Consider the following 13,726-nt stretch of genomic DNA (forward strand, 5'->3'; position numbering starts at 1 on the left):
GCGGTTCCGGATCATGGCGCCTGACCGCTACGGGCAATGGCGTCAGTCCATGGAAACGACTCGGCCATTGCAACTGCATCCCCATCAATGCGCCCATGATGCATTTGCGTGGCGATGACCTTATACGCGAGGCAATCATACTGACACTCCGGATCAGATGACCAGCAGCCCATGCCAGTATGAACAACAAGGTGGTCAAGCCTCATCCGCGACGGCGAGCACGCCGCAGCACCCGCAGTTGCCGGCCCGGAATGGCAAGAACCCGGCCTGGCCGGGTTCCTGATGCCGCTTGGCTAGCGGGCGCATACGGAATGCATGTGGTGCGCTAGCGTACGGTGCTGGCATCCTGCCCGTACAGGATCTTGCGCTCGGCATCGCTGAGCGTGGCCGGCTTGCCCTTGGGGTTGATCTGCTCCACCAGCGCATACGCACGCTGCACCGCAGGCCGCGCGGCGATGCGGTCAAACCAGCGTTTCAGGTGCGGAAAATCTTCCAGCTTCTGCTGGTGGCGCGCGTGGCCGACGATCCACGGATAGCTGGCAATGTCGGCAATCGAGTATTCGCCGGCGATGTAATCGCGGTCGGCCAGATGCTTGTTCAGCACTGCGTACAGGCGGCCGGTTTCCTTTACATAACGCTCGATTGCATAGGGGATTTTCTCCGGCGCGGCGTGGGCAAAGTGGCCGTTCTGCCCGGCCATAGGCCCCAAACCCGCCATCTGCCAGAACAGCCATTGCAGCGCCTCGTTACGGCCGCGCAAATCCTTGGGCAACAGCTCGCCGGTCTTGTCGGCCAGATATAGCAAGATGGCGCCCGATTCGAACAGGCTGATCGGCGCAGCACCATCAGCCGGCGCATGGTCGACAATCGCCGGGATGCGGTTATTGGGGGCAATCTTCAGGAAATCGGCGGTGAACTGCTCACCCTGGCCGATATTCACCGGAATGATCCGGTACGGCAGGCCCAGCTCTTCCAGGAAGATGCTGACCTTGTGGCCGTTGGGTGTGGTCCAGTAATGCAGGTCTATCATGTTGCGCTCTCGTAGGTTGCGGGCCACGCAGATGCGTGGCCCAAAAGTAGTTACAGAAGAAACACCGCTGCCCGGGTCAAGCCCGGGCAGCGCGCGCGATCAGATAGCGTGGTCAAAACAGCCGCGGCAGATCAGACCTGTGCTGCGGCGATGGCGGCCTTGGCTTCTTTCAGCGCCGTAGGTACTGCGGTACCGAATGCTTCGCCTTCCACGCTTTGCGAGCGGAAGCCATCCACGCCCACCGGCACATCACCGGTGATGGTAGTGCGGTAAAGCACGCGCTCCACATCCAGGTGATCCAGGTCTTGCGGTGCCAGGTGCGCGGTGGCGCGGTTGTCCCAGAAGGCGATATCGCCGTTGTTCCAGTGGAAGCGCACCGTGTACGCCGGGCGGGTGATCTGCTCGAAAAACAGCTCCAGCAGCTTGTCGCTCTCCGCCTGCGATACATCCAGGATGTGCGAGGTAAAGCCGGGGTTGACGAACAGTGCACGCTCGCCGGTTTCCGGGTGCACGCGCACCACCGGGTGAATGGAAACCAGCGGGTTATCGGCAAAGCGTTGCGCCAGCTTGCTGCCAGCCGGCAGCCGGTAACGGGCAGCAAAGCGGTGCTCGGCGCGCAAGGTATCGGCCAGCGCACGCAGTGGCGCAGACAAGCCCTCGTACGCAGCCACCAGGTTGGTCCACTGCGTATCACCCCCAAACGACGGCACATTCACCGCGCGCAGGATGGAGCCGGCCGGCGGGTTCACCACCGCGGTCACATCGGTATGCCAGCGGCTTTCATAGCTGGAGCGGCGCAGGCCGTTGCGCTTTTCATAGCGGCTGCGGTCGATGGGCAGCAACTGCGGGAAGCCATCGATCGGCTCATCCTCGTGCGGGTGCGCATAGGTCACTTCGCCAAAGCGGCCGGTAAACGCTACCTGTGCGGCGTGGTCGATGTTCTGGCCACGGAAGAACACCACCTTCCACTTCAGCAACGCCTGGCGGATATCGTGGATGGCGGCGTCACTGACGGGGCCGGCGAGATTCACGCCGCCGATTTCAGCGCCGATATGGCCAGCCAGTTGGGTAACGGTAACGCCAGAACCATGGATAACGGTTGTCATGATGCAATTCCTTTATTTGAACAGTGCCGGCCAGCGGGTGCATTACCCGCGTCGAGCCAGCCATCACGGAGCCCACCCGGCCGCCCGGCCAGGTGGTGCGTTGCTGCAACTTATTGCTGGCCTTTGGCCTTGAGCTTGGCTTCCACCTCGGTACCCTTGAAGAAATCGGCGTTGGCCTCGGTGTAGAGCTTGTACGGGTTGCTGAATACCAGCGATTTGAAGTCCGCTTCGGAAATCACACCCTCTTCCACCAGATCCCAGCTTTCCGCCAATGCCTCGGTCAGGTCCGGCACATCCCAGTGGCCCACGTCGGACGAATAGATGGCATTGATCTTCACGCCCAGCGGGTTGGCCTTGTCGTTGAACGCATGCGCCACCGTGCGGTCGTCCGCTTCGGAGCCGAAGAAGAAGTTGTCTACCCAGCGCGATTTGATGTCTTCCGGGCTTTGGATGCCGGCAGCGGCAAAATCGTTCTGCTGATCCGGGCTGGGCTGGCTGGCATCGGCGGTGTAGCGCTTGCCCAGCGTATCGGCCACCAGCGTTTGCGGGTCCAGCGAGCGGGGGGTGACCAGATCCTTGCCGTACTGCTCGAACAGGCGCACCAGCAGGTCCGGGTCCAGCGCGGCCGGGTCGTAGTTGCGCAGGCCCTCGGGGCCGCGTTTCTCCCAGCGGTCCACCAGGTGGGTAAATACGCGTGCCCCCCAGTCCGCACCGCCTTCCAGCAAGCCGAAGCGCAGCTTGGGAAAGCGCCGCGTCACGCCGCCAAAGAACAGCGCCTTGGCAAAGGCCTCGGATGCATCGGCAAAATGGCCGATATGGTTGTACATGTAGTTGCTGGTGGAGTTGCGCCCCACCCAGCCCTGGCTGCCGTAATGCGTGGTGATGGGCACGCCCAGCTCCACCGCCTTGGCCCAGAACGGGTCGTAATCGTGTTCGCTATCGATGCCGTAAAAATCCACATACGATGCGTACTTGGCGATTTTCTTGAAGTCTTCCGGCGAAAACTGATCCTGCACCGCCTTGATCGGCCGGCGCACGCCGCCGGAGATATTGATCACCTTGAGCCCCAGCGTGTTGATGGCGAACTCCAGCTCTTCGATGCCTTCCTGCGGGTCATGCAGCGGAATGCCGGCTACCGGCGTCAGCCGGTCGCTGTATTTGCGGTACAGGTCGGCGTGGTAATGGTTCACCGCACGGTGCAGCGCGCGGCGCGCATCGTCATCCTTGGCAGCCAGCGGCGACAGCACGTTGTTGGGAAACAGGATCGAGTAATCGGAGCCCTGCTCATCCTGGCGCTCGTACAAAAGCTCTGGCAGGTGGTAGGTAGCCACGTCGAGCGTATTGCTGGTTACGCGCGCCCACCACGGGTTGCGGCGGGTGCGGTGGTAGTGGCGCTCTTCGGGGGTTTGCTGATACCAGTCGAGGCCATTGCTCTCGCTGCGGCTGCGCTCGTTTCCGGCGCGGCGGAATTCGTCCACCAGCTTGGCGCCACCGTACTGCGCCACGTAATCCTCGATGGCCGGGGTGTAATCATTGGAGTGGACGTCGGTATCGATTACCGGGAAATCAAGTTTGGCTTTGACATCTGCAGAGCGTGAAACACGGTTGTGTGGCAAACGGGCAGTCATGGCTAACTCCTGGGGCAAACACAGAGATAGCTGGCGCAAATCACACTTACACCAGCGGCAATGTGGATGTATGCAGAAACCATGCCATGCGCCAAGCGGCTGATCTGGCTGGGATTTTCAGCCGGGCTGCCGCATTTGCAACGCACGTCACTGCAACTTGCACCGATTGCAGCATCTCCGTTGCAGCACACCGCACTGCGCCATCAGCCGCCACGTGGCTCAATGCCATTGATGGGCTGCTTGCCAGCTGGAATACCTATTGCTCCAGCTTTATCCGCACGCCGGGGCTTGAAACATTGCCACGGCACACTCACGTCTGCCTGCAGACACCCGTCCACCAGAAGGAAAGCACCATGAGCCAGAATATCCAGTCCATCCCGGTCAAGAAAATCGACGGCAGCCCCGCTACGCTGCAAAACTATCAAGGCAAAGTGCTGCTGGTGGTGAACGTGGCATCGCAATGCGGGCTGACCAAGCAGTACGCGGGGCTGGAACAGCTGTACCGCGACAAGAAAGCCGAAGGCTTTGAAGTGCTTGGCTTCCCGGCCAACAACTTCAAGCAGCAGGAACCGGGCAGCAATGAAGAAATCGCCAGTTTCTGCAGCACCGAATACGATGTCACCTTCCCGCTGTTCGAAAAGATTTCCGTATCCGGCGCAGACCAGCATCCGTTGTACGCGGCGCTGACCGATGCACAACCGAACGCGCTCGACACCGCAGCATTCCGTGAAAAACTGGCCGGCAAGGGCCTGGCGCCGGACAACGAAAAAGACGTATTGTGGAATTTCGAGAAATTCCTGATCGACCGCAACGGCAAGGTCGTCGGCCGTTTCTCGCCGGATATCGTGGCGGACGACAGCCGCCTGCTGCAGGCAGTGGAAGCCGAACTGGCCAAGCACTGATTCCGGCCTGCAGCGCACCTGCGCTGTAGCCAGATCAGGTAGCCAAGGAAAAGGCGCAGCAAAGCTGCGCCTTTTTCATTGCCGGCCGGCAGATCACCGGCGGCCGGGTTTGCAGAATGCAGCGATCAACCCGCCTTGCCGAGCACCTTGCCATTGGCATCGAACTGCGGCCAGTAACCTTCCAGCTTCAAATCCTTCAGGGCGGCATCCAGGTAGCTACGGTCTATCCACGCATCCACATTCACCGACTTGCGGATCAGCTTGTACTTGTATGCATCGGCGGCGGATTGCCGTGCCCGTGCCACGATGAACGGATCGAACACCGGCGACAAGCGCTGCGCCAGCGGGATATCCTTGTACTCTTCGCGGTACACCGGTTCCGGGATGGCACCGGCAGCGCCCCACAGCTTGAATACTTCATCGCGGTTGGCATCGTCGCTGGCCCACCGCGCCGCACGCACCAGCGCTTTCACCACGCGTTTCGATGCATCCGGGTAGGCGCTGGCAAATTTCTGGTTCACCAGCACATAGCCTTGCGACGTAGCCGCCGGAAGATCACGCGTGGTATAGATGATACGGGCCTTGCCCTCGTTCTGCAGCCGCACGAAATCGAGCGTGGCAAACACCGCGTCCACATCGCCGCCCAGGAAGGCCGCCTTGGCGGTGGCCGGCTCCATATTGACGATCTTCACATCCCGCTCGTTCAGGCCAGCCCCCGCCAGGATACGGTTCACTGCCAGCTGCGTGGCCGTGCCCTTGTTGAAGGCGATACGCTTGCCACGCAGATCGGCAATGGTCTTGATGCTGCTGCCCGGCGGCACCGCCACGAAGATGTTGGCACGCGTACCGGTCACCAGCACCAGCCGAGTATCGAGCCCCACCGAACGGCCGATGGTGGCCGGCAGATCACCCAAGGTGGTGAAATCGAGCTGGTTGTTGGAAATGGCCTCGTTCACCGCCGGGCCCTGCCCCTTGAAGAACACCCATTCCACCTTGATGCCATCCTTGGCGAACTCGTTTTCCACCTCGTGATGTACCTGCGCAACCGATGTCCAGCCGCCCACCGAACGTGGCGGGTTACCCACGCCGGCACTGGAAACACCAATGCGGATCACCCCCGGCTGGGCAGCGGCCACCGCCAGCGTGGGCAATGCAGCCAACGCGGCAAACAACACGACGCGCACGGCACCCTGGCCCGCGCGCAACAAGCGTAACGACATGATTCTTTCCTTTGGGCGCGCGCGATTTCAATTACCGCACGGCGCCAGATGATGAGGTTGAGGAGGTATCAGCTTGATGGGGGTGATGGCCTGCGCGAGGCCGCAGCCATGCACAGTCGGCATTGCACCCGCCCCATCGATCAGGTCAAGCCAGCCAGTCAGGCTGTCTCTGCGGCCGGCTCCGGCGCGCGTTCCGACGGGGCTGCAGACGCATGCGTAAAGCGGTTCTGTGGCCGCGCCAGCCCCAGGTTCTCGCGCAGCGTGTTGCCCTCGTACTCGGTGCGGAACAGGCCACGGCGCTGCAGTTCGGGGATCACCAGGTCGACAAAATCATCCAGCCCGCCCGGCAACCACGGCGGCATCACGTTGAAGCCGTCTGCGGCGCCGTTTTCAAACCAGCTTTGCAACTGGTCGGCGATCTGCTGCACCGAACCGACGATGGTCCAGTGGCCGCGCGCACCGGCAATCCACAGGTAGAGCTGGCGGATGGTGAAGTTGTGCTTGCGCGCGATATCCAGCATCAGCGCCTGGCGGCTCTTCATGCCCTCGGTTTCCGGCAACGCCGGTACCGGGCCATCGAGCGGGTATTGCGCCAGATCCACACCACCACTCAGGCCGGACAGCAGATTCAAGCCCACTTCGGGCAGGATCAGATCCTGCAATTCCTGATATTTCTGCTGCGCTTCTTCCTCGGTGCGCCCCACCACCGGGAACACCCCAGGCATGATCTTGAGCTGATCCGCCGTGCGTCCGTATTTACCCAGGCGGCCCTTCACATCCGCATAGAACGCCTGCGCCTCTTCCAGCGTCTGCTGCGCGGTGAAGATCACTTCGGCGGTTTCCGCTGCCAGCTCCTTGCCTGCTTCGGATGACCCCGCCTGCACGATCACCGGGTAGCCCTGCGGCGGGCGTGGCACATTCAGCGGGCCGCGCACCGAGAAGAACTCGCCTTCATGGTTCAGCTCGTGCCGGCGCGCCGGTTCGTAGAATTGGCCGCTTTCCTTGTTGCGCACGAAGGCATCATCATCCCAGCTGTCCCAAAGCCCTTTCACCACATCGACAAACTCATGCGCACGCTGGTAGCGGTTGGCATGCTCGGGATGCTTGTCGAGACCGAAGTTGGCAGCAGCAGCGGGCGAGCCCGTCGTCACCACGTTCCAGCCGGCACGGCCGGCAGAGATGTGATCGAGCGACGCAAACTTGCGCGCCAGGATATACGGGTCTTCATAGGTGGTGCTGGCGGTGGCAATGAAGCCGATATGCTCGGTCACCACGGACAATGCGGAGAACAAGGTCACCGGCTCGAAGCTGCCACCCCACGCGTTCTTGCCTTGCGGGCCACCATTGCCGATGCCTGCCGCCAGACCATCGGCCAGGAATACCGCATCGAACAGGCCGCGTTCGGCCGTTTGCGTAACGCGGATGAAGTGCTTGAGGTTGATATTGCCATCGGCCTGCGCATCCGGGTGGCGCCAGGCAGCCACGTGATGACCGGCACCGGGGATGAACGCGCCAAGGCGCAATTTGGGTTTGGAATTACTCATGGTTCAGCTCTGACTCATTCATCGGCCACGCGGCCATCAACGATGAATTGAGCAAGAGCCATGCCATGCTCCAGGCAAAGCCCAAACCGCAACAAAGCGCGCAATACCCGGCGCTTTTGCACCAATCTGCCCAGCCCGTCCGCACAAGCTGTTGATTTTCGCACAGCAGCCGCAAGCGCCTGTTGCCAGATCAGGCCTTGCCGATCTGGTTCCCGTTCGCGTCGTACTTCGGCCAGTAATTTTCCAGCTTCAGTTCTTTCAGCGCTGCATCCAGATAGCGGCTGTCTATCCACTGGTCGACATCGAACTTCTTGCGGATCAGCTTGAAGCGGTATGCATCCTCCACCGCCTGCTTATCCCGCGCCACGATGAACGGATCAAACTGCGGTGACTGACGCTGCCGCAGCGATACCCCCTGGTATTCTTCCTGGTACATCGCCTCGGTGATACTGCCGGCAGACGCCCACAGCTTGAACGCGGTATCGCGGTTCTGCTCTTCGGATACCCAGTGCGCGGCGCGTGCCAGCACCTTCACCACACGCTTGGTGGCTTCCGGATAGGCCTGCGCAAACGGCTGCACCACCAGCAGGTGCGATGGCGTGGTTGCAGTAGGCATCTGCTTGCTGGAAAACACCAGCCTGGCGAGGCCCTGATCGCGGTAACGCAGCAGGCCGATGCCGCCAAAAATCGCATCCAGATCACCGGATTTGAACGCCGCCAATGAGGCCGCCGGGTCCAGGTTCACCACGCGCACATCGCGCTCGCTCAGGCCGGCCGTGGCCAGGATGCGGTTTACCGCCAACTGCGTGGCGGTGCCCTTGTGAAAGGCAATGCGCTTGCCGCGCAAATCCGCCACCGAGTTGATGCCCGCATCCGGCCGGGCTGCCAGGTAGATGGTGGCACGGCTACCCGCCACCAGCACCAGCCGCGTATCCAGCCCCACCGAGCGCCCCACCACCGCCGGCAAGTCGCCCTGCAATGCAAAATCGAGCTGCTTGTTGGACAGTGCCTCATTCACCGCCGGGCCTTCGCCCTTGAAGAACACCCACTCGATTTGCGTGCCGTCTTTCTCGAACTCTTTTTCCAGTTCCCGATTGGCCTGTACCTGCGCCAGTGCACCGGCGGTAATGCGTGGCGGCTGGCCTACGCCCGCGGTGGCAATGCCGATGCGGATCAATTTCGGATTGGGGGTAGCAGCCGGGCTGTTCGCAGCGAGTGCCAGCCCCAGCAAGATCACCAGCAGCAGGGCCGGCAAGGTCAATAACAGGCGTGGATGCACAGTCAGTCTCCTGTGGGTGCGGTCAGCGCTGGGCCAGCACGGTGCCGGCGGCGTTGTAACGGGGCCAGAAGTGCTCCAGTTGCAGCTCCTTCAGCGCAGCATCCAGATAGCTGCGGTCCACCCATGCATCCACATCGAATTTCTTGCGGATCAGCTTGAAGCGGTATGCGTCCTCCACCGATTGCTTGTCGCGCGCCAATGCAAACGGGTCGAACAATGGCGACAGGCGCTGGCTCAGCGGCACGCCCTGCAGTTCCTCGCGATACATCGCCTCGGTAATGCCGCCCACCGACCACAGCCGGATCACCTCATCGCGGTTTTTCTCGTCCGAGCCCCACGCCGCCGAGCGCACGATGGCCTTGACCACACGCCGCACCAGCTCCGGGTTGGCACGGGCAAAAGGCTGGTAAACCAGCACATGGCCCTGGCCGGTTTGTACCGGCGCCTTGCGGGTATCGTAGATCACGCGGGCATTGCCCGAATCACGGTGCTTGAGCAGGCTGATGCCGCCGAAAATCGCGTCGATATCCCCGCCCAGAAAGGCCGCCTGTGCTGCGCCCGGTTCCAGGTTCACCACGCGGATATCCCGCTCCGCCAAGCCGACGGAATCGAGGATGCGGTTGGCAGAGAGCTGCCCCTGCGTACCCTTGTTGAAAGACACCCGCTTGCCGCGCAGGTCTTTGAGCGATCTGGCCGGCGAATCGGGCGGCACCAGGATATAGCTGTTGGCGCGTCCGCCATTGGTGAGAATGATGCGTGTATCCAGCCCAACTGACCGGCCGATGATGGATGGCAGATCACCTTGCGTGGCGATATCCACCTGCTGGTTGGATATCGCCTCGTTCAGCGCCGGGCCCTGCCCCTTGAAATAGATCCATTCGATGCGGATGCCGTCGCGCTCGAATTCCTTCTCGATTTCCTTGCGTGCCTGGGTAATGGCCAGCGCACCGCCCTGGATACGCGGCGGGTTGCCTACCCCGGCATTGGATACACCAAAGCGGATCACTTTCACCTGATTGGCGGCGAGCGTCGCCGCGCTTGTTGCAATCAACCCGGCTACCAGCACAACCATCTGTACGGAACGGCCAGACCGCCCCACCCATTGCCTGAAAACCTGCATACGCTGTTGCTCCCTGTTGCATGCTTCACCCCGGTTGCGACATCGCAAACAACGGGATCAAGCCCATCAACAGAAGAGCAAGCGCCGTGCCAGCCTGCAAGCCAATAAAATCGGCAAAAATCAATTCAAAATGCAGGATATGCAGCAACCATGCATGCATCTTGTTCAATTCAGCACTACGCCTATCAAAGCAGCAAATAGCCTTGCCGCAATACTGGCTCAATCCGCGCGGGCCAGAAAACGCTGCCGGTATCCGGCCACATCCGGCACCCGGTCAGTACGCTGGTAGCTGGCCCATTGCGCGTTTTCCAGTGCAAAGGCAAAGAAGCCTTCCGCATCCACCGGGTGATGCAACGCCTGTACCACGCGGCCGACAAACGCATGCGCAACCAGCAATACCGTCTTGCCTTCGTACCGCGCCAGCAGGCGGTTGATGCCATCGCTCACCCGCACGAATACCTGCTCGATATTCTCGCCCCCGGCCGGTGCCAGATCCCACTGGCGCGCCACTTTGCGCTCCCACTCCTGCGGATAGCGTTCCAGGATCTCCGGCAAGGTCAGCCCCTCGAACACGCCCACATTGCGCTCGCCGAATGCCGCATCGGTCAGCACCGGCAAATGCAATACCTCTGCAGCGTAGCCTGCGGTCTGTGCCGCACGCAGCAGTGGTGATGAAACGATCACGTCGATCCCTGCCGGCAAGGCCGTGGCCAGCGCCTTGGCCTGCTTCACGCCTTCGTCATTGAGCCCCAGATCGGTGGTACCCAGGAAACGCCGCTCGATATTCCAGTCTGTCTGTCCGTGGCGGGCGAGTATCAAATGCATGCGTGGCGTTTCCTTGGAGGCTTGGGAGGTTGGGCTTGCGGGGTATCGCCGGCACGCAGCATTGCGCTGCGGTGCCAGCGTTGTGGCAAAGGGCTGCCTTTACGAGGTAGAGGTCAAACGGTCAACTTCTGCCAGTTCTTCAGCACTCAACTTCCAGCTGGCGGCCTGGATATTCTGCGCCAGTTGCTCGGCACGTGTCGCGCCGGCAATGATGCTCGATACCACTGGCTGCGCCGCCAGCCAGCTGAACGCCAGTTCCAGCAGCGTGTGCCCGCGTGTGGCGGCAAAATCCTGCAGCTGGCTGGCAACATGGTAATTGCGTTCGGTCAGCGTGCGTTCGGCCAGGCCGGATGCGCTTGCCAGGCGTGCACCCTGCGGCAATGGCGCACCCTGTTGGTACTTGCCACTCAAAAAGCCACCCGCCAGCGGGAAGAACGGCAACAGACCCAGGCCATACTGCTGAAGCACGGGAATACGCTCCGCTTCCGCCTGGCGGCTGAGCAGGCTGTACTCATCCTGGCTGGCAATGAAGGCTGCCGCGCCCAGCTCGCGCGCCACCCACTGCGCTTCAACCACTTGCCATGGCGCATAGTTGGATAAACCCACATAACGCACCTTGCCCGAGCGCACCAGATCATCCAGCGCGCGCACGGTTTCCTCGATCGGCGTTGCCGGGTCTGGACGGTGCACCTGGTAAAGGTCGATCCAGTCGGTGCGCAGCCGTTGCAGGCTGGCCTCCACCGCGCTGAAGATATAACGGCGCGATGCCCCCTTCAGGCCAGCCGCTTCATCGAATGGCGAGGCAAACTTGGTGGCCAGGATCACCTCCTTGCGCCTGTCGCCCAGCACCTCGCCGATGATGGTTTCAGAACCGCCCTTGTTACCGTACACATCGGCGGTATCAAAGAAGTTGATGCCCAGATCCAGCGCCTTGTGGATGACCGGACGCGATGCGGCCAGATCCAGCCGGCCACCGAAGTTGTTGGTGCCGAGGCCCACCAGCGATACTTTCAGGCCGGAATGGCCCAGTTGACGATATTCAGGGGTAGACATGCTTGCTCCTTGAAGCGCAGACCGTCATGGCAATCCGCACGTTGAAAAACGGGCCGGACACCGGGCATCGCTCAGGGCAAAGCACGGTGCGGCAGCCATCTAGGCAACTGCGGATGCGGTTTCAGGCTGCGCAGCGGCGGCTGCGGTAGCCGCCGCGTCACCCTTGGCAAAACGGTTATGTGGATACGGCAAGCCCAGGTTCTCGCGCAACGTGCTGCCTTCGTATTCGGTACGGAACAAGCCCCGCTGCTGCAGGATGGGCACCACGTGCTCGACGAACTCCTCCAGGCCACCCGGCAGCCATGGCGGCATCACGTTGAAGCCGTCGGCAGCGCCGTTTTCAAACCACAGCTGCAACTGGTCGGCAATGTGTTCGGGTGTGCCCACTACTGTCCAGTGACCGCGCGCACCGGCAATGCGCTCGTACAGCTGGCGCAAGGTCAGACCTTCGCGCTCGGCCAGATCGCGCACCAGCTTCAGCCGGCTCTTGCTGCCATTGGTATCGTCGGGGAACGGCGGGGGCGGTGCATCCAGTTCGAATGACGAGAGATCCTTGCCGCCATACACGCCACCCAGCAACGCCAGCCCCACGGATGGGTGGATCAGTTGCTGCAGCAGCTGGTACTTGGCCTCCGCCTCTTCCTGCGTCTTGCCGATCACCGGGAACACACCCGGCATCACTTTCAACTGGTCCGGCGTGCGGCCGAACTTGGTCAGCCGCCCTTTCACGTCGGCATAAAACGCCTGCGCCTCTTCCAGTGTTTGCCAGGCGGTGAAAATCACCTCGGCGGTGCGCGCCGCCAGCTCCTTGCCAGGCTCGCTGGCACCCGCCTGCACAATCACCGGGTGCCCCTGCGGAGTTCGCGCCACGTTCAGCGGCCCCTTCACGGAGAAATGCGTGCCCTTGTGGTTGAGCACATGCAGCTTGTCCTGATCGAAGAACACGCCCGATTCCTTGTCGATCTTGAAGGCATCGTCTTCCCAGCTATCCCACAGCCCACCCACCACGTCGACAAACTCGTCCGCCCGCTCGTAACGGTTGGCGTGTTCGAAGTGCTTTTCGCGGTTGAAGTTGAGCGCCTCGGCTTCGGTGCCGGAAGTCACCACGTTCCAGCCGGCACGCCCGTCCGACAACCAGTCCAGCGAGGCAAACTGCCGCGCCAAGTGATAAGGCTCGTTGTAGCTGGTGGATGCGGTGGCAATGAAGCCGATATGCTCGGTCACCGCAGACAGCGCAGAGAACAAGGTCAGCGGCTCGAAGGTAGCCAGCTTGCCGTTGCGGCTGAGCGCCTCGACGCTGGTAGAGCGATCACGCACCCCCACGCCATCGGCCAGGAAGATCGCATCGAACTTGGCGCGTTCCGCCAGTTGCGTCACCGCCTTATAGTGCTCGAAGTTGAGCCCCGCGTCGGCATCGGCCTGCGGGTGGCGCCACGATGCCACGTGGTGCCCGGTTGCCTGCAGGAACGCCCCCAGGCGGATCTGTTCTTTACGCTTGCTCATGCTGTTGTCCCGTCACGCGCCGCGCGAGTGCAGCGGCAAACCTGTGACACAGCAAGGAGCGTTCCACGCCGACAGCGCAGCGATCCCATGCGGCAACGCAGCGATGTGTGCCAAAACGTGCAGCGGTGGCAGCAGCGTGTTGATTTGCGAACAGGCAGCGTGGTCCGCATCGCGCCACCATTCAGCACGGGATGTATATAAATACACGCAATCCAGAACCCGGAATGCTTGTCAGCCAGCTGCTTCACTGTTGCTTGGATGCAACGTGAAAATTCACCATTTCTGAATAATCCCAGTAAGTTTTGCATGAAAACATACCGACGATCATGGACAAAACTATCTGCAAGCCATTGAATTTAAATGATCGATAAGGACAAACAAAAAAAAGACAGCTTTTTTGCAGAAGTAGCAAAATTACTGGATTATTTTGTAAGCATTTTCTGATTCGCTGATGTGATTTGTGTACCTGCCCAAATTGACACCCCCGTCACACAAGGCTGCTAATTGGCACACGGC

The 13,726-nt window shown here is 61.3% G+C and carries 12 protein-coding genes; 1 reads left to right on the forward strand and 11 read right to left on the reverse strand.

Annotation, left to right across the window (positions count from 1 at the left end):
• Positions 1 to 325: 325 nt before the first annotated feature.
• The 3 genes from IGB42_RS01145 to IGB42_RS01155 form a co-directional block, all read right to left on the reverse strand.
• On the reverse strand, positions 326 to 1,030 hold the full coding sequence (locus IGB42_RS01145) for a glutathione binding-like protein (protein WP_159665354.1): 705 nt from the start codon (positions 1,028 to 1,030) through the stop codon (positions 326 to 328).
• Between the two features lie 131 nt (positions 1,031 to 1,161).
• Positions 1,162 to 2,136 carry a TauD/TfdA family dioxygenase gene (locus tag IGB42_RS01150; RefSeq protein WP_159665357.1) on the reverse strand — a complete coding sequence of 325 codons (975 nt, stop codon included), beginning with the start codon at positions 2,134 to 2,136 and terminating at the stop codon, positions 1,162 to 1,164.
• Between the two features lie 110 nt (positions 2,137 to 2,246).
• Positions 2,247 to 3,764, reverse strand: a complete 1,518-nt coding sequence (locus IGB42_RS01155; RefSeq protein WP_159665360.1) for an amidohydrolase family protein — start codon at positions 3,762 to 3,764, stop codon at positions 2,247 to 2,249.
• Positions 3,765 to 4,117: 353 nt separating this feature from the next.
• Between IGB42_RS01155 and IGB42_RS01160 the strand changes: the two genes are divergently transcribed.
• Positions 4,118 to 4,666, forward strand: a complete 549-nt coding sequence (locus IGB42_RS01160) for a glutathione peroxidase (RefSeq protein WP_159665363.1) — start codon at positions 4,118 to 4,120, stop codon at positions 4,664 to 4,666.
• A gap of 125 nt (positions 4,667 to 4,791) precedes the next feature.
• On the opposite strand, the gene IGB42_RS01165 is transcribed toward IGB42_RS01160, so the two are convergent.
• The 8 genes from IGB42_RS01165 to IGB42_RS01200 all read right to left on the reverse strand — a co-directional run bounded on the left by IGB42_RS01165 (position 4,792) and on the right by IGB42_RS01200 (position 13,210).
• Complete coding sequence (locus IGB42_RS01165) at positions 4,792 to 5,886, reverse strand: aliphatic sulfonate ABC transporter substrate-binding protein (protein WP_159665366.1); 1,095 nt, start codon at positions 5,884 to 5,886, stop codon at positions 4,792 to 4,794.
• 158 nt (positions 5,887 to 6,044) lie between these two features.
• On the reverse strand, positions 6,045 to 7,430 hold the full coding sequence (locus tag IGB42_RS01170; RefSeq protein WP_159665369.1) for an LLM class flavin-dependent oxidoreductase: 1,386 nt from the start codon (positions 7,428 to 7,430) through the stop codon (positions 6,045 to 6,047).
• A 190-nt stretch (positions 7,431 to 7,620) separates the two neighbouring features.
• Positions 7,621 to 8,709, reverse strand: coding sequence for an aliphatic sulfonate ABC transporter substrate-binding protein (locus IGB42_RS01175; RefSeq protein WP_201799785.1), 1,089 nt, complete (start codon positions 8,707 to 8,709; stop codon positions 7,621 to 7,623).
• 22 nt (positions 8,710 to 8,731) lie between these two features.
• Positions 8,732 to 9,829, reverse strand: coding sequence for an ABC transporter substrate-binding protein (locus tag IGB42_RS01180; protein ID WP_159665372.1), 1,098 nt, complete (start codon positions 9,827 to 9,829; stop codon positions 8,732 to 8,734).
• A gap of 25 nt (positions 9,830 to 9,854) precedes the next feature.
• The gene (locus tag IGB42_RS01185) at positions 9,855 to 9,998 is read right to left on the reverse strand and encodes a hypothetical protein (protein ID WP_159665375.1); all 144 of its coding nucleotides are present in this window, start codon (positions 9,996 to 9,998) and stop codon (positions 9,855 to 9,857) included.
• A 50-nt stretch (positions 9,999 to 10,048) separates the two neighbouring features.
• Entirely contained in the window at positions 10,049 to 10,654 is a 606-nt protein-coding gene (locus tag IGB42_RS01190) for a histidine phosphatase family protein (protein ID WP_159665378.1), read from the reverse strand.
• Positions 10,655 to 10,753: 99 nt separating this feature from the next.
• Positions 10,754 to 11,707 (reverse strand): aldo/keto reductase, encoded by a 954-nt coding sequence (locus IGB42_RS01195; RefSeq protein ID WP_159665381.1) that lies wholly within the window; start codon positions 11,705 to 11,707, stop codon positions 10,754 to 10,756.
• Between the two features lie 99 nt (positions 11,708 to 11,806).
• Complete coding sequence (locus IGB42_RS01200) at positions 11,807 to 13,210, reverse strand: LLM class flavin-dependent oxidoreductase (protein WP_159665384.1); 1,404 nt, start codon at positions 13,208 to 13,210, stop codon at positions 11,807 to 11,809.
• Between the last annotated feature and the right edge of the window lie 516 nt (positions 13,211 to 13,726).

The sequence above is a fragment of the Andreprevotia sp. IGB-42 genome (assembly GCF_009848685.1).
GTDB lineage: Bacteria > Pseudomonadota > Gammaproteobacteria > Burkholderiales > Chitinibacteraceae > Andreprevotia.